Origin of the sequence: Trinickia sp. (assembly GCF_035492435.1) — a bacterium.
Taxonomy (GTDB): Bacteria; Pseudomonadota; Gammaproteobacteria; order Burkholderiales; family Burkholderiaceae; genus Trinickia.
In genome coordinates, this window is the sequence record NZ_DATJJF010000121.1 from 1 (window position 1) to 17,258 (window position 17,258).

Genomic DNA, 17,258 nt, shown 5'->3' on the forward strand with positions numbered 1-17,258 from the left:
CTGCCCGATGTAGGCGCCCCGTTCTTTTCTGACGAGAACGCCGCGTTACTATTAGTGAGCAATCCTGGCGACATGCATGACCTCGCGTCCGGAGTGCCCTTGGCCCAGGCCCGAAGCCGGACGCTGCGCCTTCGTTTCGCCGAGGCCGGCGAAGCGGCCGTGCTTGGCGGCCATATCAGCCAACGGTGCGGAAATGCACTTGCCTACCGTGTAAGTCACGAAGGCACCGAGCCCAACGGCAGCAACACTGATCCAAGCCAAAGCATCGAGTTCCATTATTCCTCCCACAAAAATTACCAATCGCTTGCATAACCACCATGTTATGCTGCGTCGCGGTAAACGTCAATATACTGTATGTGATATTTCACGGAAATCATTACAGGAAGTATGGTTTAGCCGCGACGATTGACCCCGCCATGCATAAAGGGAAGGATCAAGCGCATCTGCTGAAATACAGAATACCGCCGGCAACGACGCCATGGGCGCGACATTTCGGCCCATTGGTGGCGCGATGGCAGCGACAATTTGGCTCACGCCGGTGAAAGGGAACGGGAATGGCCCTGCGCAGCCAGGATCGGCAGCGCTCTGAGCAAGTCCACGAGATGGGTGGCTGCAGCGGCGGAACAAGCGGCGGCTGAGCGCCGCGAGCGACACGCTCGCCGTCGAGAGAGACGGGAAATCAGTGCGATGGCCGCACAGCGGCGGCCATCGTTAAAGATGCGCTTTTTGGGGAATGCGCTTTATGCTGCGGCTTTGACTACCTCGCTGGCTACCGGCGCCGGCGACTGCGCGATTTGCTCCCGCAGCTTGATCAACGGCAGCACGGTATCGATGGTGGGGGTCGGCTGACCGACCAAGCGCCCCATCTCCTGGACAACGGTCAAGAGTGGATCGATCTCCATCGGACGACCTGCCTCGAGGTCTTGCAACATCGACGTCTTATGTGCGCCTACGGCCCCTGCTCCATCGATGCGCCGTTCCACATCCACGCGGAAGTTCACGCCGAAACGATCGGCGATCGCTTTCGCTTCGAGCATCATCGCGCGCGAAACAGCCCGCGTACCCGGGTGGCTCGTGATGACATCGAGCGTCGCGTGCGTGAGCGCGCTGATGGGGTTGAAGCAGAGATTGCCCCACAGCTTCAGCCAGATCTCATCGCGAATCTTCTCCCGAATCGGCGCATCGAAGCCGGCGGCGACCATGATCTCGTGGAACTTCGTCGTGCGCTCGGTCGGTTCGCCGCTCGGCTCGCCGATCGGGAACTTCTTGCCGTAAACGTGGCGAATCACACCAGGCTCGGAGATTTCCGCCGCCGGATAGACCACGCAACCAATGGCACGTTCGGGCCCCAGCACGTTCCACTGCTTGGCACCCGGGTCGACGCTCTCGAGCTGAGATCCTTCGAACGCACCGCCATGGCGATAAAAGTACCAGTATGGAATGCCATTGACGGCAGTGACAACCGCCGTCTGCGGACCAAAGAGCGGCAGCATCGATTCGACAACGCTAGGCACCGAGTGAGCCTTGAGCGCCACGATGACGTAATCCTGCGGACCGAGCTCGCGCGGATCGGACGTGCATTTCACCTGCACCACACGCTCGGTACCGTCGATTTGCAGCCGAACACCGTTCTTTTGCATCGCGGCCAAATGCGCACCGCGTGCGACGAAACTGACTTCGGCACCGGCCAGCGCGAGCTGGGCACCCATGTATGCGCCAATCGCTCCGGCGCCATATACGCAGATCTTCATGTGTCGTTCCCCATTGGTCGAGTCAAGAAATCTGGTCGGTCAGCTCGGCCTCGCGGCCGGCGGACTCCCGGACTCTCATGCGCCGCGCGTGCGCACGGTCCGAGTCAAGCATCCGCAGGGCTGCACGCGGCATACGCCGCGCCTGGCATCGCCGCAACCGGGCGGCGACATCCGTAAGCAGTCCTAAGCAGTTATAGGTGGTCTGTGCGCAGCTGGCGCTCGCGCGTATCGGGGCTATCGTGCGTTCCGGCGCCGCATGCGCGACATTGGGGGAAAGCCGGATTCCATCCTGCACGGTTTGCTGCGGCGCAGCAATCGAACGGTGCGCGTCATAGCGCCGTCCGATCGAACGATCGACGTTGTACACGAATTTGTCTCCATCCAAGCGGTGCGGAATGTTATTGGTCGACTTGACGGCGGCGAACGATGTATCGTCGCGCGTCTTGCCGGATTCCGGTGTCTTCGGACTACCGGCCGCACGCACATTGATAGTGAGCGACCGGACCTATTAGTAATAGTTAAAGTTTTTTATCGTGTCGATTTGGTATCTCTAATAAATCGACACGATTCCACTCAGTCGCTACACACGCCGAACACCCCTTTCGCCGGTAAAAACACCTGCTCAAATTGCGCTTCGCGACCCGGCTGACGATGCGGTCCAGCCCGTTTGCGACCCAGGCACGCTTGCATCGGCGGTCCCTGAAAAGCGGCGCCAGCTCTACGATTGCCGTTGTTGCGCCGACTACGGCGCCGCATCTTGTTGTCGCGGCTCTCGCCGGCGACGTCATGTGCGCACAACTCAGGCCTGCGGTCGGTGCGCTCGAATGAACCATGCGGGACAGCGGCCAAAGCAGGTCGATGTCCGACACTGCGACACCGGTATAGCCGTCCCATTTACCGCGAAGTTCAGGCCCCCCGCGTCACTATGTCGCAATCGCGTTGTAAGGAGTGGGTGCAAGACCGGTGCCGCCCCCGCCTCCTTGCGACGCAGGTAACCGTGCTCGGTAAACAGTAAAGCCGCCGATGTGAGCATTGGCGCGACGGGCAGCGGCATGCTGACTTTTGACCCAAGTACCGCGTGCTCCATCCAACGGGTGAATGCGTTGCCCAACAAGGCGCCAAGACACGACCGGAGGTGCTGGACCGAGGTAGGTGCTGCTCCTTGCTTCATCGACATGCTCACGGTTTTCGGGACCGGGAATACCACCCAGTCTGGCGAGCATATAGCACGGGGGCCAGTTCCGGCAGTCAGGATTTCCTTGTCTGTTTATAAGCCATTTGTTACGTACAAGTAAGAATACTGGAACTCGATTTAGAGAGCCCGCCACTTACTCGACATCGTCCGTCACGTCGGTCATGCGCACAATTTGGGGGCGCACCGCATCGCCGTCGTCGATCTCCGTTGGCGGATGAATCAGCGCTTCGAGCCGCGCTTTCGTCGCCCTGAACTCGAACGATGTGATCTGCGACGCCTCGCGCGGCCGCGGCACCGGGACTTCGATCAACTCCTCGACTTCGCCGGGATTCGCCTTGAGCACGAGAATGCGATCGGCCAGCAAAATGGCTTCATCGAGATCGTGCGTGATGAACACAATCGTGATGTCGATGTTGCGCCAGATGTCGAGCAGATACGCCTGCATCTTGGCTCGTGTTTGCGCGTCGAGTGCGCCGAAAGGCTCATCCATCAGCAGAATGCGCGGCCGGTTTGCCAACGCACGCGCAATCGCCACGCGTTGCTTCATGCCGCCCGAGAGCTGATGCGGATAGACGTCGGTAAACTTCGACAAGCCGACGAGATCGAGCCATTGCAACGCCTCGCGTTCTGCCTGGCCCCGACTCAGGCCATTCATCTTCAGGCCGAACATCACGTTCTTCTTGACCGTGAGCCATGGAAACAGCGTATAGCCTTGAAAGACCATGCCGCGGTCGGCGCCCGGCCCATCGACAGGCTTTCCGTCGAGCAGCACTTGACCACTCGTGGGCCATTCGAGCCCGGCAAGGATGCGAATCAGCGTGGACTTGCCGCAGCCGGACGGCCCGATCACACAGACGAACTCGCGCCGGTGTGTCTTGAAGCTGATGTCGTTCAACACGGTGCACTCGCCCTGCGGTGTCGCGAAACGCTTGCCGAGATGGCGCACCTCAAGGATTGTTTCCCGTGCCTTAAGGCGTTCGAAACGTGTACGTACGGCTTCGGACTGGATCAGATAGGAAGGAACCGGTTGCGGGTTGAGCATCTTGGAATCCTTATGGAGGAAGCCGGGCAGCGGGTCGTCATGACACGCCGCCGAACGGACACGCTATGCCTTGAGTGCGCGGTCCCACGGAAAGAGCTTGCGGCCAACGAAGGCGAGCACGATATCCGTGCCGAGTCCGATCACCCCGATCATCATGATCGCCGCATAGACGTTGTCGAAATGCTCGTAGCGCGCCTGCTGTGTGATGTACCAGGTGATGCCGGAAGTCGTGCCGATGAGCTCGGCGACGATCAGGTAAGTCCATGCCCAGCCGAGCAAGATCCTTTGATCACGATAGAGATCGGGCAAGATCCCCGGGATCGCCACATGCGTGAGCAGCCTGAGCTTGTTCGTGCCGAGCGTCATCGCCGCTTCGAAAAGCGCGTAGTCGAGCTTGCGCGTTGTGTTCGCCACGATCAGCACCTGCTGAAAGAACGTGCCGATGACGATGATCGCGATCTTCGGTGCATCGTAAATGCCGAGTATCGCCACCATGAGCGCGCCGAACGCCGGCGCCGGCAAGTAGCGGAAAAACTCGAGGAATGGCTCCTGCAGACGTGCAACCGCACTGAAAGTGCCACCGACGATGCCAAGCGGCACACCGATCGCCGAGGAAATGACAAAGCCCCAGAAAATCACCTGAATACTGTGCCAGATGCTCTGATGAAGCCATGCGCCGTCGCGCGACGCTGGCGGCGTGGCGAACGCGGTGTAGCACGCATGCAGCACCTCATGCGGCGCTGGCAGATAAACGGGGTTCGCCGGCACGCCCATTGGCAAGGCCGCGTGTTTCGCCCGCGCATCGGCGAGTTCGTCCTGGAACGTGCCCTTGTCGACTCGCATGCCGACCTGGAAGTAGTCGACGCTGCCCGGATTCGTGATCAACATCTGCGGATGCCAGACAAAAGGCACATAACTCGCGAGGCACCACAGGATGATCGGCAATACGAACGAACCGATGCCGAGCATCCACTTGTGACGCACCGACAGCTCGCGGCGCACCGCAAACCAGTCTGTCCGTCGATCGGCTGTCATTGACATTGAACCTCCCTTGCATGGGTCGCATTGCGCGTGAAACACGCGCTTCGCGAGTGGTGAACGCCGCTCTTGATCTGCTTATCCGGCTCGTCTGGCCGATCTCTCATCGCTGACTTCAAGGCTTGCAAGATAAGCTCGCCAGCCCCCAAATGCGGTGATGTCGGCAGCCCCTTCGAGCACAGCGCTCTCACAGAGGAAGCCCTGCGCTTGCACGCCGTTGACCAGCGTCAAAGTGCCGATGCCGAGTGGCGGCGGCACTTGTGCGACGAAGCCGCCGTAGGCGTCCAGCGGCATATCCCACAGCTCCACTTCGATCGAAGCACCTCCGTCCGGCACGCGCACGAGCCCAGGCTTCGCCACGCCGCCGCTCGATGCGGCCGGCAGTGCGAAGAGCCGATACGTCGGCGCCGTTGTCGTCGTTCTCACATAATGTGCGCCGCGCTCCGTCAGTTGCCCGTTGAGCGGCTGCCCGCGCAAATGCGCACCCACTACGGCCACGCAAACCCGCTTCGACTCCGGGGCCGTCGTGGCCTGTACTTCGCCCAGCCAAACGTGGGCAAGATCGAGCAAGAAGCCGTCGGCATGCGCGCGTCCGACGAATGTCACGCCGAACGGCAACCCGGCATGCCGCCCAACGCGGCATACGCCCGCCGGCACAGCCAGCGCCGACAAGTCGAGCAGGTTGACGAAGTTGGTGTAGTAGCCGAAGCGCGCGTTGACGCCGATAGGATCCGCTTCAAGCTCGTCGAGCGTCGCCGTCGTCGGCGATGTCGGCATGACGATCGCGTCGACGTCTTCCCATACTTTCTGCGCATGCATACGCAATACGGCGAGACGATCGAGCGCTGCGAACGCATCGGCAGCGCTCCAGCGCTCGGCGCCCCCGATGATGGCGCGCGTGACGGGATGAAGCGCGTCGGGACGGGCATCGAAGAAAGGTTTGATGGCGGCAAGGCGCTCGGCCACCCACGGGCCTTCATAGAGCAGACGCGCCGTGTCGAGAAACGGTGTGAAATCGATCTCGATCAATTGAGCGCCCTGTTCGGACAGCCGCGCAAGCGCAGCATCGAAGGCATGCGCATAGGCCTCGTTATCGAAGAATTCGAGCTGAGACGCGCGCGGCACGCCAAAACGCACGCCGTCTAGCGGCCGCCCTCCCCCCGCCCGCAGCATCGATTCGTCGCCCGGCACCCATGCGCGTGCGTACGGATCGCCCGCTATGACACCACGGGCAACGTCGAACACCGCCTGCGCATCGTCAGCCGAATGCGCAAAGATCGACACGCAATCGAGCGACTGGCACGCGGGCACCACACCCAACGTGCTCACCACGCCTTTTGTCGGCTTCAACCCGACGAGGCCATTGAAGGCCGCCGGCACACGCCCCGAGCCCGCCGTGTCGGTTCCCAGCGAGAATGCCGCAAAGCCGAGCGCGACAGCCACCGCGGAGCCGGAGCTCGAGCCGCCTGAGGCATAGCGCGGATCGAGCGCATTGCGGCATGCCCCGTACGGTGAGCGTTGGCCCGACAGCCCAGTCGCAAATTGATCGAGATTCGTCTTGCCGACGGGAATGGCCCCCGCCGCGATCAGGCGCGTCACGACCGCTGCGCTCTCGTTGGGTTCATACGCGTAGGCCGGGCAACCCGCCGTCGTCGGCACGCCCGCCAGATCGATGTTGTCCTTGAGCGCAAACGGGATCCCGAAGAGCGGCAGCGCGTCGACCGACTTGCCTTCAAGCGCGTCCACATAGCGCATCATCTCTTCGCGCGTGAGCGGACGAATCCAGACATGGTGCGGGTCTTCCCCGGCTGTTCGAGCCGCGATGGTCTCGATGAGTTGCCGTGGCGTGAGGCTGCCCTCGCGATAACGCTTTTTCAGCGAGGCAATGGTCAGAGGCTCGATTGGCCCTGAGGCAGACGGTTGCTCACCGAGCGTCAGAACGTTTTCATTCACTTGCATAGGGTCTCCACAGCTGTAACGTCTGAGCGCATCACCATGAGCCGCTGCCCCGCCACAACGGGCGCGCCCTCTGCGCATTCGATCTTCTCCACGATGCCACCCTCGGCCACTGTCACCGACACTTCCATCTTCATCGACTCGAGAATGGCCACGACCTGTCCTGCCATGACACGCTGCCCCTCAGTGACGCAGATCTTCCAGGCACTGCCCGATACATCGGCGCTGACAGCCGATCGGCCTTCGCGCAATTCGGCGCAGGCAGGGTCCCCCGCGGCCGCACTTGATCCCTGAGTTTCCGGCTCGCCGATATATTCGGCCGTACCCGCCGCGCGCCAGCGTTCACGCTCTGCTTCGAACGCCGCCTGCTGTGACGCCTTGAACGTGGCAATCGATCCAGCCTCATCTCGCAGGAAGCGGTTGTAAGCACCGAGATCGAACACCGACTCCTCGATCTTCAAGCTCGCACGGCCCTCGATGAAATCGGCGCGCATCTCGGCAAGTTCTGCCTCGCTGACTTCGTAGAAACGTATCTCGTCGAAGAAGCGCAAAAGCCAAGGCTTACGGGCCTCAAACTCACTGGTAGTTCGATAGCGATTCCACATCTGCACGGTGCGGCCGACGAATTGATAGCCACCGGGGCCCTCCATGCCGTACACGCACAGATACGCGCCACCGATGCCGACTGCGTTCTCAGGCGTCCAGGTACGCGCGGGGTTGTACTTCGTCGTCACAAGCCGATGACGCGGATCGATCGGCGTCGCCACAGGTGCCCCCAGATAAACGTCGCCGAGCCCCATCACCAAATAGCTCGCATCGAATACGATGCGCTTCACATCTTCGATCGCGTCAAGCCCGTTGATACGCCGGATGAACTCGATGTTGCTCGGGCACCAAGGCGCATCGGGGCGCACCGATTGCGTATAGCGCTCGATCGCGAGGCGCGTCGATGGGTCGTCCCACGACAGCGGAAGATGCACGATCCGGTTGGGCACGCACATTTCGTCGATGCACGGCAGCTCGCGCTCCGCACGCTGCAGATGCTCGACCAATGCGGCGCGCGACAAGACCCCCGGATCGAACTGGACCTGCAAAGAACGAATGCCCGGCGTGAGATCAGCGATACCGGGCAGACGATGGGCCTCGAGCCAAGTCATCAGCGCGTGCACGCGAAAACGCAAGTTCAAGTCGAGCACGAGCGGACCATACTCGACCAGCACGTTGCGATCGCCCGAGCGGCGGTAGACAACGCCGATGCCCTCGCCCGCTTCGGGATCGCTAAACAGCACGCAGTCGTGCGTGCCGCTTTCATACAAGGCCGCAGCGCTCGCTTGCGACGCCAGGGATTCATGCGCCACGGCGTCGACACCGGGACCCGACGCACCGACGGGCACCGGCACGAAGCGCACCGCGTCGCCAGGCCGCAACTGCCCAAGCTTCCACAGCTCGCTGCCTGCGACCGTGACGGGACATACGAAACCACCCAGGCTCGGGCCGTCCGGGCCGAGGATCACCGGCATATCGCCCGTGAAATCAACCGCGCCGATCGCGTACGCGTTGTCGTGAATATTCGAGGGATGCAGACCCGCTTCGCCGCCGTCGGAGCGTGCCCATTGCGGTTTGGGCCCGATGAGACGCACACCGGTACGGCTCGAGTTGTAGTGGACAGACCAACGCGTGCCGTACAGCATTGCGATGTCGTCGCGCGTAAAGAAATCCGGCGCACCGTGTGGACCGTCGAGCACGCCGAGCGACCATTCGCGTGTCAACTCAGGGATGCGCGAGGCATCGAGCACTCCCCCCGCCTCGCCGTCGCCAGCGTTGCTCGCCAGATGCAAGACATCGCCCTTGCGCAACGCGCGACCAGCATGACCTCCGAACTGGCCGAGCGTGAACGTCGCCTTGCTGCCGAGATAATCGGGCACCTGCAGTCCGCCCTTCACGGCCAGACACGTGCGCATGCCAGGGCCCTCGATGCCGCCGAGCTTGAGCACCGAGCCCGGCGCCGCGCGCATCACCCGCCAGTACGGCACCGGTTCGCCATCGAGCGTGGCGCGCATGAGCGCGCCGCCAAGCACGAAGAGCGTCGTCATGTTGAAGCGCAAGGTCGCACCGACCATCGTCAGCTCTAGCCCCGCAGCATCGGGGGCATTGTCGAGCAATTCATTCGCAGTCCTAAACGATCGGTCATCCATCGGCCCGGACGGCGGCACACCGACGCTCCAATATCCCGTGCGGCCCTGCAACTGCTGGATAGTCGTCTGAACGCCGCCCTCGAGCACGTCGATCGTGTGCGGAGAAAAAGCGAAGCGCGACAGGAACGCCGTCGTCCGCGCGCCGTGCGCGAAGTGCTGCGAGCCCGATACGGCGCGTAGGTAATCCAGGTTCGTTTCGATGCCGTAAAGCTCGGTCTCATCGAGCGCTTGGCGCAAAGCGGCCACTGCGGCCTCGCGCGTGTCGCCTTTGACGATGAGCTTGGCTACCAGTGGGTCGTAAAACGAACTGACCTCGGTGCCAGCTTCCACCCAGGTCTCGATGCGTGCGGAAGCCGGAAACCGCACGTGCGTCAACGTGCCTGCGCTCGGCTGAAAATGCTTGTTCGGATCTTCGGCGTAAAGGCGAACCTGAATGCTGGCGCCACACGGTGTCGGCACGAGCGTTTCGAGCGGCGGCAGCTGACCTTCGGCCTGGCGAATCATCCATTCAACCAGATCGATGCCCGTCACTTCCTCGGTGATGCAGTGCTCGACCTGCAAGCGCGTGTTGACCTCCAGAAAGTAGAACCGACGCGTATCGCTATCGAACACGAACTCAACCGTGCCGGCCGACTCATAGTCGACAGCCCTCGCGAGACGCACAGCGCTCGCCATTAGCTCGTTTCGCTCGGAATCCGAGAGGTCAGGCGCCGGCGTTTCTTCGACGACCTTCTGATTACGCCGTTGCACCGAGCAATCGCGCTCGCCGAGCGCGATCACATTGCCTTGACCGTCACCAAAGATCTGTACCTCGATGTGCCGCGCGTTCTCGACGAACTTTTCGAGGTAGACACCTGTGTTCGCGAAGTTCGCACCGCCGAGCCGCGACACCGAAGCGAATGCCGCCTCGAGCTCACTCGGCCCGCGGCATACGGACATACCGATGCCGCCCCCACCCGCAGTGCTTTTCAGCATGACCGGGTAGCCGATTGCGGCAGCTTCGGAGACCGCGCACGCCGCATCGGCGAGCAAGCCCGTGCCCGGTAGCAGCGCCACGCCCTCGGCTTGCGCCAGCTCGCGCGCGCAATGCTTCAACCCGAACGAGCGCATCTGATCCGGCCGAGGCCCGATGAAGCGAATACCGGCCTCCTCGCAGGCCTCGGCAAACGCGGCGTTCTCGGAGAGAAATCCGTAACCGGGGTGCACGGCGTCGGAGCCCGTGGCGCGCGCTGCATCGAGAATCGCGGCAACGTTCAGGTAACTTTCGGATGCCACAGCCGTCCCGATGCAGACCGCCTCATTGGCCAGCCGCGCGTGCGCCGCGTGCCGGTCGGCATCCGAGTACACGGCCACTGACGCAATGCCGAGCCTCGTCAACGTGCGAATGACGCGACATGCAATCTCGCCGCGATTCGCAATCAGTACCTTGCGGAACGTCACTGCGCCTCCCAGATCGTGAGCCGCACGGGCGTCGGGTTATACCCGTTGCAGGGATTGTTCAATTGCGGGCAGTTCGAGATGAGCACGGTGACGTCCATCTCGGCGCGCATCTCGACATACTTGCCAGGCGCGGAGATCCCATCCTCGAACGTGAGCTTGCCGAGCGGCGTGACCGGCACGTTCATGAAGAAGTTGATGTTGCTGACAATGTCGCGCTTGGTAAGCAACGCGCCCGCGCCACACGTGCAATGCGTGATCGCCTGCAAGAAGTTGTCGCGGCAGCTGTGCATGTGCTGCTTTTCAAGCGCGTAGCGCACGGTGTTGCTTTCCGCGGCGCAGGCGCCGCCGAGCGTGTCGTGACGGCCGCACGTATCGGCCACGATCGTCAACATCGGGTTGCCGAGATTCGACATCAGCACGCTGCCGCTCGAAAGATACAGCTTGCTTTGTGCGCGAATCGTGTCTTGCGCGCTGTAGCGCTCGAGCGGATCGGCACTGTTATAAAAGAGAGTATCGACGGCCTGATTGCCTTCGAGGTCCAGGATGCGCAATGCTTGGCCGCGCTTCACCTCATGCAACCACGGCTCGCCCGCAGGGAGCGTGAAATCGTAGACGGCATAGCGCGGATCGAGTTGGCTTTCGACGATGGGCATGCCGGTCTCCTTAGGCGAACAAACGCTCGGTGTTGGTGAAGCCGCGCTCGTTTTCGGCGCAGTGCGAACGGCATGGATCGTCGGCGGGTACGCCGGCATCAGTCGCATAGGCGCGATAGGCAATGAGCTTGACGGCCTTGGGCTGGTATCTCGCTGCAGGATCCATCGGGTGCGGCGCCGTCGAGAACGCCGCGAGCGTGTTCATCTCGAAACGCAAATCGAACGCATCGCCGACACGTGAGTGGTTTGATACAAACTCCAGGTCACCGTCTTCTGCTACTGCGAGCTTGCTGAAGAAGTTGACGTTGGCGACGAGATCGCGTGCACCGAGGCCGTACTTCGCGATTTCGATGAGCAAGCTGTCGCGGCCGTTACGGATCATCGCGTTGCGCTCCTCCTGGTAGCGTGCAACGCCATACTTTCTCGTGAAGAGCGCGGAGTCTCCGATGCCGCCGAGTGGATCGTGCCAGCCGAGCGTGTCCGCCGTGATCGATGCCATCACGCGCCCCATGTCCGAATAGAGCACGAAGCCGCGTGTGAGATGCGCCGTATGCTGAGCCTTTAGCGTATCGGCCATGTTGTAGCGCTCGAGTGGGTCCTCCTGCCGGTAAAAGAGCGCGGAGAGATTCGCGCCGCCATCGAGGTCGACCACGCGCAGCGCAATACCACGCCGCAAGAGGCCCGACCAATGCGTACCGGCAGGGATAACCGCCTCCCACAGCACACGCGGGATCGGAGGAAGGTCGACTGAAGGATTCGGCGACATAGAGGCTCCTATGAACGGTGGGACTACGGCATGAGAGGGCGATTGAAAACATCGCGACCTCCCGGGCTTTTATCCCTCCGTGGAGCCTCGCCGTCGCCTCGAGATGAACGAGGTTGGGCAAGACCGGATTGCTCTCGGACCAGTCACCGCGCCATGCCGCGCGATCGGAACCCTAGCGATCCTGAAGATGATGCAAATTGCTTCGCACCTCTCGACGACTAATAAAGCGAAGAATGTGCCAACGCCCGTGAATGCAAAGCCCAACGCAGTGACAGCCATGCGGCCGCACTACTTGGGTTGTAGACCACGATGGCCTGGGCACCAGGCTGCTACGCGCTGTGCACCACGACTATGCAAGAAGCCCTGTCATCGAGCACTGCAAGGCGAACGTCTTATTGCTTCCGCTTTCGCTATCAAGCCTCGCCGGATGCGCTCCCGTCGGCATGCCGGGCATGCTGCCCGAAGCGGCCAACCGTCTCAGCTTGGCTCGGCATCACGAGCTCGCCGCGCTCGATGCGTTGCCTCAAATAAGAAAAAGGAGCAAAGACGGCGCTCGCGCTCGTTGCTATAGAGGTCGGAGATATCGGCGATCGGAGCCGGTCGAACGGAAGATGCGTAGGGCGTTTTCGTCATGGCGTCATCCGGCTGCCGCTTGTGCGCGCCCGCGCATCGGTTCATCCCTATCCGCGTCGCGTTGAAGAAACGCTTGAAAATGGCGGCGCTCCTGCGCCCCCATCCACGCGTTGATTTCCCAAAGGTCAGCTACCGGGGCGTTCGTGAACGGCAGCGTATGGAGGTAACCGTCCGGCCCGAATTCGGGGGTCATCGTCGTCACCGGGTAGCTGTTCTTTTGCTGTGCTGACCACAGGAGCTCCCAGGCACGCTGATGCCAGGCGAGGCAATCCGCGTATTCCGGCGCTGCGGGATGCGGCACCTGGGGGCCCTGCGGGTAGCCGACGCGCGCATGCACATGATGGGCATGGCAAGCGAGTTCGGCTAGCGTTTCCATCTCACTGTCGAGCAGGCGCTCGCACACGACGACCCAGTGACTGAAATCACAGGTCAGCTTCAGCTGAGGAACGGCGCGTATGACTTCAAGCGTCACCCACGGATTGAACAGCGACCGGCTTCGATGCGTTTCGAAGCTGCATTCGACGCCATGTCTTGAAGCAATATCGAGCGCTCGCGAAAAGAAATCGATTTGCGTCGCGAGCGGCCATGCGTCGCAACCGGCAATGATCGTAAAAAATCGCGGGTGCAGCGGCTTGCCGAGTACGATGCTGCGCTCGATATCGCGCAAATGATCGGCGGGGCTGGCGCTGCGCACCGGCACATAACCACCCGCAGTCGTCACTTCCGCGATGAAGGCAAGCCGCTCCTCTTCGAGGGCTTGCGAGAAGCTCTCCCGCTCGCGAGCGTCTGACGGCACCTGCGCCTCGATGCCATCAAAACCAGCAGCACGCACGAGTGGGCCTGCATCGTGCGGTCCGCCTGAAAAGCCCCAGAACGTTTTGAACAATTCGAGCTTCATCGCATCACGGTATATGCAAAGTTGCATGCAATAATACAGGTGATTCGAGGATCGTCAAGGTGACGTGCTGGCTGACTTCGCTTTGCTTGTGGGAAGCCATGCACTCATGCCCAATGCGCCCGTTTTTTGGGCTCTTGTGCACGCAAAGCGCGCATCTTTCCTCGCGATGGTGAATCGATGAAGAGAAAAATCAGCAGAGTGAAGGGGCGAGCCGTTGCGCGCGCCCTGCTCGACATGGACTTTCAATGGGCCGCTCAGTTCGGCGATATCGGCTTGAACGATCTCAACTACAGCGATCTGTTCTGCGAAATGTGGGCCGGCGATCAATCAGCATTCCCGAAAACGGCGCTCTATGAATTCATGCCCGGCGTCAGTCGTCGCACGGCCGTCGCCTATGTGCAGAAGCTGATCAATGAAGGTTGGCTCTTGGAGAGCAACGACGCTCACGACCGCCGAGTCAAGTGCGTTCGATTATCCCCGTCGATAGCCGAAAGGCTCGAGCGCTTTCTCGCGTTCGTTCATCACCGGTTTGCAGCACTCCCCTAGCCTGGCGTGCATGATGAAACGGCAACGATGCGTCTCTGGCACGCTTCTCGCGTACCGCGTCTCCCGAGAGGTGCGGCAGTGTCGCATCTTCAGGGGTGCTAGGGTTCCGGTTCGCTAGAACGTCTGGTCCGAGAGCAGCCCGGTGCGTGAACGGAGCGGGGAGTCGTTTCCGCTCACGCATTACACGGCGGGACAAAAGCCCGGGAGATCGCCGATAGCGACAGCTATCGCGCCTCTCCTTGGCCGGCGTTTCATCCTCGCTCCCGCGGGAACCGGTCATGAGCGCGGCGGATGCCGCATCGACAAGCCTACCCTTACCGGTCGTCTGGAGCCCAACACGATGAAACGAATCGAAACTGCCGTTCCCCGACTTGCCTCCTCCCGCTTCATGCGCCGTGCGCTAACAGGCCTTGCGGCCGCGCTCGCATTCGGCACCGCGACGCTGCCCGCCCATGCGGCTGCGCCTTTGAAGATCGGCTACAGCGACTGGCCCGGTTGGGTGGCCTTCCAGATCGCGATTGACAAGGGATGGTTCAAGCAGGAAGGCGTCGATGTCGACTTCGAATGGTTCGATTATTCGGCCTCGCTCGACGCATTCTCAGCCGGAAAGCTCGATGCTGTCGGCGCCACGAACGGCGATGCCCTTGTCACGGGCGCAAGCGGCGCGAAGAACATCATGGCGATCGTGACCGACTACTCGAGCGGTAACGACATGATTGTCGCGAAGCCGAGCGTCAAATCGGTGCAAGCGCTCAAAGGCAAGAAGGTTGGCGTCGAGGTCGGTCTCGTCGATCAGCTGCTGCTCGACACCGCACTTAGCAAGCACGGCCTCACGGAATCGGACGTGACGCTCGTCAATGCGAAGACGAACGAGTTGCCGCAGGTGTTGGCATCCTCGGGCGATATCGCCGCAGTGGCGGCCTGGCAGCCTAATGCCGGCGAGGCGCTCAAGCGCGCTCCGGGCTCGCACCCCATCTTTACCTCCGCTGATGCCCCGGGGCTCATCTACGATGTCTTCGCAATCAGCCCGACAAGCCTCGCTACACGCAAGGCAGATTGGGAAAAGGTGGTGAAGGTCTGGTATCGCTGCGTTGCCTACATCAACGATCCGAAGACCCAGCCGGACGCGGTAAAAATCATGTCGGCACGCGTCGGCCTCACGCCGGCGCAGTATCTGCCGTTGCTCAAAGGCACTCACCTGCTCGACCTGGCTGCCGCAAAGAAGGTCTATGTGAAAGCCGACGGCCTCGATTCGCTTTACGGCTCGAGCGAGAACGCGGACAAATTCAATGTGCGCAACAGCGTCTATAAGCAATCGCAGGACGTCAGCGCTTACATCGATCCTTCGTTGATCAGCGCGCGCTAAGCGTCGGCATCGCGCAACGATCGATTCATGCGTCGGGCAGGCAGGCCTGCCCGACTTCTGTCGTGCGCTTATCCGCATCGGCCACGCGCTTGGACAACACGGCCGTCGTTCAGTCGAGAAAGTCCGCCGCACGTTTTCTGAGGGCAACTCCGAATTCGTCGAGCAGCCCAACCGAAAGACGCCAGCTTTGCCAGTAAAGGTCGACGTCGAGTCGGCGCCCCGGCAATATCTCGACAAGCTCGCCAGTTGCCAGCTGCGCGGCGATCATGCGTGTCGGGCACATACCCCACCCTAAGCCCATCACACAGGCGCGCACAAACCCACCCACGTGCGGCACCCAGTGCACTGGCGGATCCACCGCGGCGCGCGTCACGCGACGCATGAAGCGCGTTTGCAGAGCGTCCTTCGCGTTGAAGACGACACAAGGCGCTTGGCGCCACGACTCACGATTGACCCCATTGCCAAAATATTGCGCGAAGAACGCCGGCGCGCAAACGGCTACGTAGCGCATCGTGCCAAGCCGCGTCGACCGGCAGCCCTGCACGGGCTCGGCTTGCGTCGTCACGGCACCTTGCACGCTGCCGTCCCGAATGCGTTGAGCCGTATGGTCCTGATCGTCGATCACGATATCGAGCAGCACTTGTCGCTCGATGCAGAATTCCGAGGCCGCGTCGACGAACCATGAACCAACGCTATCGTCGTTGACGGCAACGCGCAGCGCCGGCCATGCATCGGCCGGCATACCGCCCGGCGTCATCGGCATGTGCCCGGTCAGCTGCGCCTCCAGTAGTCGAACCCGCTCCGTATGGCGGCACAAAAGCGCCCCCGAAGGCGTGGCCACACAGGGCTGGCCGCGCTTGACGAGCACGCTGCCGATACGTTCTTCCAGCAGCTTGACCCGCTGCGAGACGGCCGAGGGCGTGACGTTGAGTTCACTCGCGGCACGGTCGAACGAACCGTGCCGAATCACGGCAGCCAGTGCATCGAGCAAGGCGTAGTCGAACATTAGCGTTGCTTAATCCGCGTTAGCAAAATCAGTTTTTCTTATGCGGGGCGATACGGCAGACTACGCCCGTTCCCATCACTCGTCTATCGCATTTCGCCATGACCTGGACCGCTTTTGTGCATGGGGCCGCCCTTTCGGCCTCCCTGATCGTGACCATCGGCGCACAAAACGCCTTTGTGCTTCGCCAGGGCATCATGCGATCGCACGTCGGCAAGATCGTACTGGTTTGCAGTGTCTCCGACCTCATCCTGATCGCGGCCGGTGTCGGCGGCGCATCCGCCGTTGCAAGGCAGTATCCCACCTTCGTCGAATTCGTCCTTTACGCGGGCCTCGCCTATCTCGCGTGGTTCGGGATTTCGGCGTTGCGCCGTGCTTGGCGGCCGAGCCATGTGGTCATTGAAGTCGGGACCTCACGCGACGGCGGTAACGCGTCCAATCGGCAAAGCGGCTGGTCGGTCGTGCTGATGACGCTTGCCTTCACCTGGCTGAATCCGCACGTCTACGTCGATGTTGTTCTGCTGCTGGGCACAGCGGGCGCGCGGGAACCGCAAGCGGCGAGGATGGCTTTCGCGCTCGGCGCGATGACAGTGAGCCCGATCTGGTTCGCCTGCCTCGGGTACGGGGCGCAATGGCTCGCGCCATGGTTCCGCAACGCAAAGGCATGGCGTTGGCTCGACGGTGCGATCGGCAGCATGGTGCTGCTCGTCGCAGCCGCGCAGTTACGGTGATGTTTGTTGTTGCGGTGTCGCCTTGTTGCTTAGGCAGCGAAGTCT

General features: G+C 61.8%; 14 protein-coding genes and 2 riboswitches. Of the genes, 4 read left to right on the forward strand and 10 right to left on the reverse strand.

What is annotated here, in order from left to right; all coding sequences use genetic code 11:
* Nucleotides 1–312, forward strand: a 312-nt coding sequence (locus VL598_RS09170; protein ID WP_325326398.1) for a hypothetical protein, incomplete at its 5' end; no start/stop codon positions are given.
* Between the two features lie 428 nt (nucleotides 313–740).
* Here the strand turns inward: VL598_RS09170 and VL598_RS09175 are convergent.
* The 9 genes from VL598_RS09175 to VL598_RS09215 form a co-directional block, all read right to left on the reverse strand.
* The gene (locus tag VL598_RS09175; protein WP_325326399.1) at nucleotides 741–1,751 is read right to left on the reverse strand and encodes a 2-dehydropantoate 2-reductase; all 1,011 of its coding nucleotides are present in this window, start codon (nucleotides 1,749–1,751) and stop codon (nucleotides 741–743) included.
* A 22-nt stretch (nucleotides 1,752–1,773) separates the two neighbouring features.
* Nucleotides 1,774–2,118, reverse strand: coding sequence for a hypothetical protein (locus tag VL598_RS09180; protein ID WP_325326400.1), 345 nt, complete (start codon nucleotides 2,116–2,118; stop codon nucleotides 1,774–1,776).
* A 961-nt stretch (nucleotides 2,119–3,079) separates the two neighbouring features.
* Entirely contained in the window at nucleotides 3,080–3,988 is a 909-nt protein-coding gene (locus VL598_RS09185) for an ABC transporter ATP-binding protein (RefSeq protein ID WP_325326401.1), read from the reverse strand.
* 63 nt (nucleotides 3,989–4,051) lie between these two features.
* Nucleotides 4,052–5,023, reverse strand: coding sequence for an ABC transporter permease (locus VL598_RS09190; RefSeq protein ID WP_325326419.1), 972 nt, complete (start codon nucleotides 5,021–5,023; stop codon nucleotides 4,052–4,054).
* A gap of 81 nt (nucleotides 5,024–5,104) precedes the next feature.
* On the reverse strand, nucleotides 5,105–6,985 hold the full coding sequence (gene atzF, locus VL598_RS09195; RefSeq protein ID WP_325326402.1) for an allophanate hydrolase: 1,881 nt from the start codon (nucleotides 6,983–6,985) through the stop codon (nucleotides 5,105–5,107).
* A complete protein-coding gene (uca, locus tag VL598_RS09200; RefSeq protein ID WP_325326403.1) occupies nucleotides 6,976–10,617 on the reverse strand; it encodes an urea carboxylase in 3,642 nt (1,213 codons plus the stop codon). Before uca ends, atzF begins: the two co-directional genes overlap by 10 nt.
* On the reverse strand, nucleotides 10,614–11,270 hold the full coding sequence (locus tag VL598_RS09205; protein ID WP_325326404.1) for an urea amidolyase associated protein UAAP2: 657 nt from the start codon (nucleotides 11,268–11,270) through the stop codon (nucleotides 10,614–10,616). The genes uca and VL598_RS09205 overlap by 4 nt, the downstream gene beginning before the upstream one ends.
* A gap of 10 nt (nucleotides 11,271–11,280) precedes the next feature.
* Nucleotides 11,281–12,036: an urea amidolyase associated protein UAAP1 gene (locus VL598_RS09210; RefSeq protein WP_325326405.1), complete on the reverse strand. Its 756-nt coding sequence runs from the start codon at nucleotides 12,034–12,036 to the stop codon at nucleotides 11,281–11,283.
* A gap of 56 nt (nucleotides 12,037–12,092) precedes the next feature.
* Nucleotides 12,093–12,223, reverse strand: a riboswitch (guanidine-I (ykkC/yxkD leader).
* 450 nt (nucleotides 12,224–12,673) lie between these two features.
* Nucleotides 12,674–13,567 carry a sugar phosphate isomerase/epimerase family protein gene (locus tag VL598_RS09215; protein ID WP_325326406.1) on the reverse strand — a complete coding sequence of 298 codons (894 nt, stop codon included), beginning with the start codon at nucleotides 13,565–13,567 and terminating at the stop codon, nucleotides 12,674–12,676.
* 177 nt (nucleotides 13,568–13,744) lie between these two features.
* Between VL598_RS09215 and VL598_RS09220 the strand changes: the two genes are divergently transcribed.
* Together VL598_RS09220 and VL598_RS09225 are read left to right on the forward strand one after the other, a co-directional pair.
* Nucleotides 13,745–14,113: a MarR family winged helix-turn-helix transcriptional regulator gene (locus VL598_RS09220; protein ID WP_325326407.1), complete on the forward strand. Its 369-nt coding sequence runs from the start codon at nucleotides 13,745–13,747 to the stop codon at nucleotides 14,111–14,113.
* An 87-nt stretch (nucleotides 14,114–14,200) separates the two neighbouring features.
* Nucleotides 14,201–14,322: riboswitch (guanidine-I (ykkC/yxkD leader) on the forward strand.
* Between the two features lie 131 nt (nucleotides 14,323–14,453).
* Nucleotides 14,454–15,479: an ABC transporter substrate-binding protein gene (locus tag VL598_RS09225; RefSeq protein ID WP_325326408.1), complete on the forward strand. Its 1,026-nt coding sequence runs from the start codon at nucleotides 14,454–14,456 to the stop codon at nucleotides 15,477–15,479.
* Between the two features lie 109 nt (nucleotides 15,480–15,588).
* On the opposite strand, the gene VL598_RS09230 is transcribed toward VL598_RS09225, so the two are convergent.
* Nucleotides 15,589–16,485, reverse strand: coding sequence for a LysR family transcriptional regulator ArgP (locus VL598_RS09230; RefSeq protein ID WP_325326409.1), 897 nt, complete (start codon nucleotides 16,483–16,485; stop codon nucleotides 15,589–15,591).
* 98 nt (nucleotides 16,486–16,583) lie between these two features.
* On the opposite strand from VL598_RS09230, the gene VL598_RS09235 reads away from it, so the two are divergent.
* Nucleotides 16,584–17,213 (forward strand): LysE/ArgO family amino acid transporter, encoded by a 630-nt coding sequence (locus tag VL598_RS09235; protein WP_325326410.1) that lies wholly within the window; start codon nucleotides 16,584–16,586, stop codon nucleotides 17,211–17,213.
* The last annotated feature ends 45 nt before the right edge of the window (nucleotides 17,214–17,258 follow it).

Bases quoted from the DNA above. Each gene is read 5' to 3' on its own strand.
- VL598_RS09175 (WP_325326399.1), bottom strand. From the start codon at position 1,751: ATGAAGATCTGCGTATATGGCGCCGGAGCGATTGGCGCATACATGGGT.
- VL598_RS09185 (WP_325326401.1), bottom strand. From the start codon at position 3,988: ATGCTCAACCCGCAACCGGTTCCTTCCTATCTGATCCAGTCCGAAGCC.
- VL598_RS09190 (WP_325326419.1), bottom strand. From the start codon at position 5,023: ATGACAGCCGATCGACGGACAGACTGGTTTGCGGTGCGCCGCGAGCTG.
- atzF (WP_325326402.1), bottom strand. From the start codon at position 6,985: ATGCAAGTGAATGAAAACGTTCTGACGCTCGGTGAGCAACCGTCTGCC.
- VL598_RS09205 (WP_325326404.1), bottom strand. From the start codon at position 11,270: ATGCCCATCGTCGAAAGCCAACTCGATCCGCGCTATGCCGTCTACGAT.
- VL598_RS09210 (WP_325326405.1), bottom strand. From the start codon at position 12,036: ATGTCGCCGAATCCTTCAGTCGACCTTCCTCCGATCCCGCGTGTGCTG.
- VL598_RS09215 (WP_325326406.1), bottom strand. From the start codon at position 13,567: ATGAAGCTCGAATTGTTCAAAACGTTCTGGGGCTTTTCAGGCGGACCG.
- VL598_RS09220 (WP_325326407.1), top strand. From the start codon at position 13,745: ATGAAGAGAAAAATCAGCAGAGTGAAGGGGCGAGCCGTTGCGCGCGCC.
- VL598_RS09225 (WP_325326408.1), top strand. From the start codon at position 14,454: ATGAAACGAATCGAAACTGCCGTTCCCCGACTTGCCTCCTCCCGCTTC.
- VL598_RS09230 (WP_325326409.1), bottom strand. From the start codon at position 16,485: ATGTTCGACTACGCCTTGCTCGATGCACTGGCTGCCGTGATTCGGCAC.
- VL598_RS09235 (WP_325326410.1), top strand. From the start codon at position 16,584: ATGACCTGGACCGCTTTTGTGCATGGGGCCGCCCTTTCGGCCTCCCTG.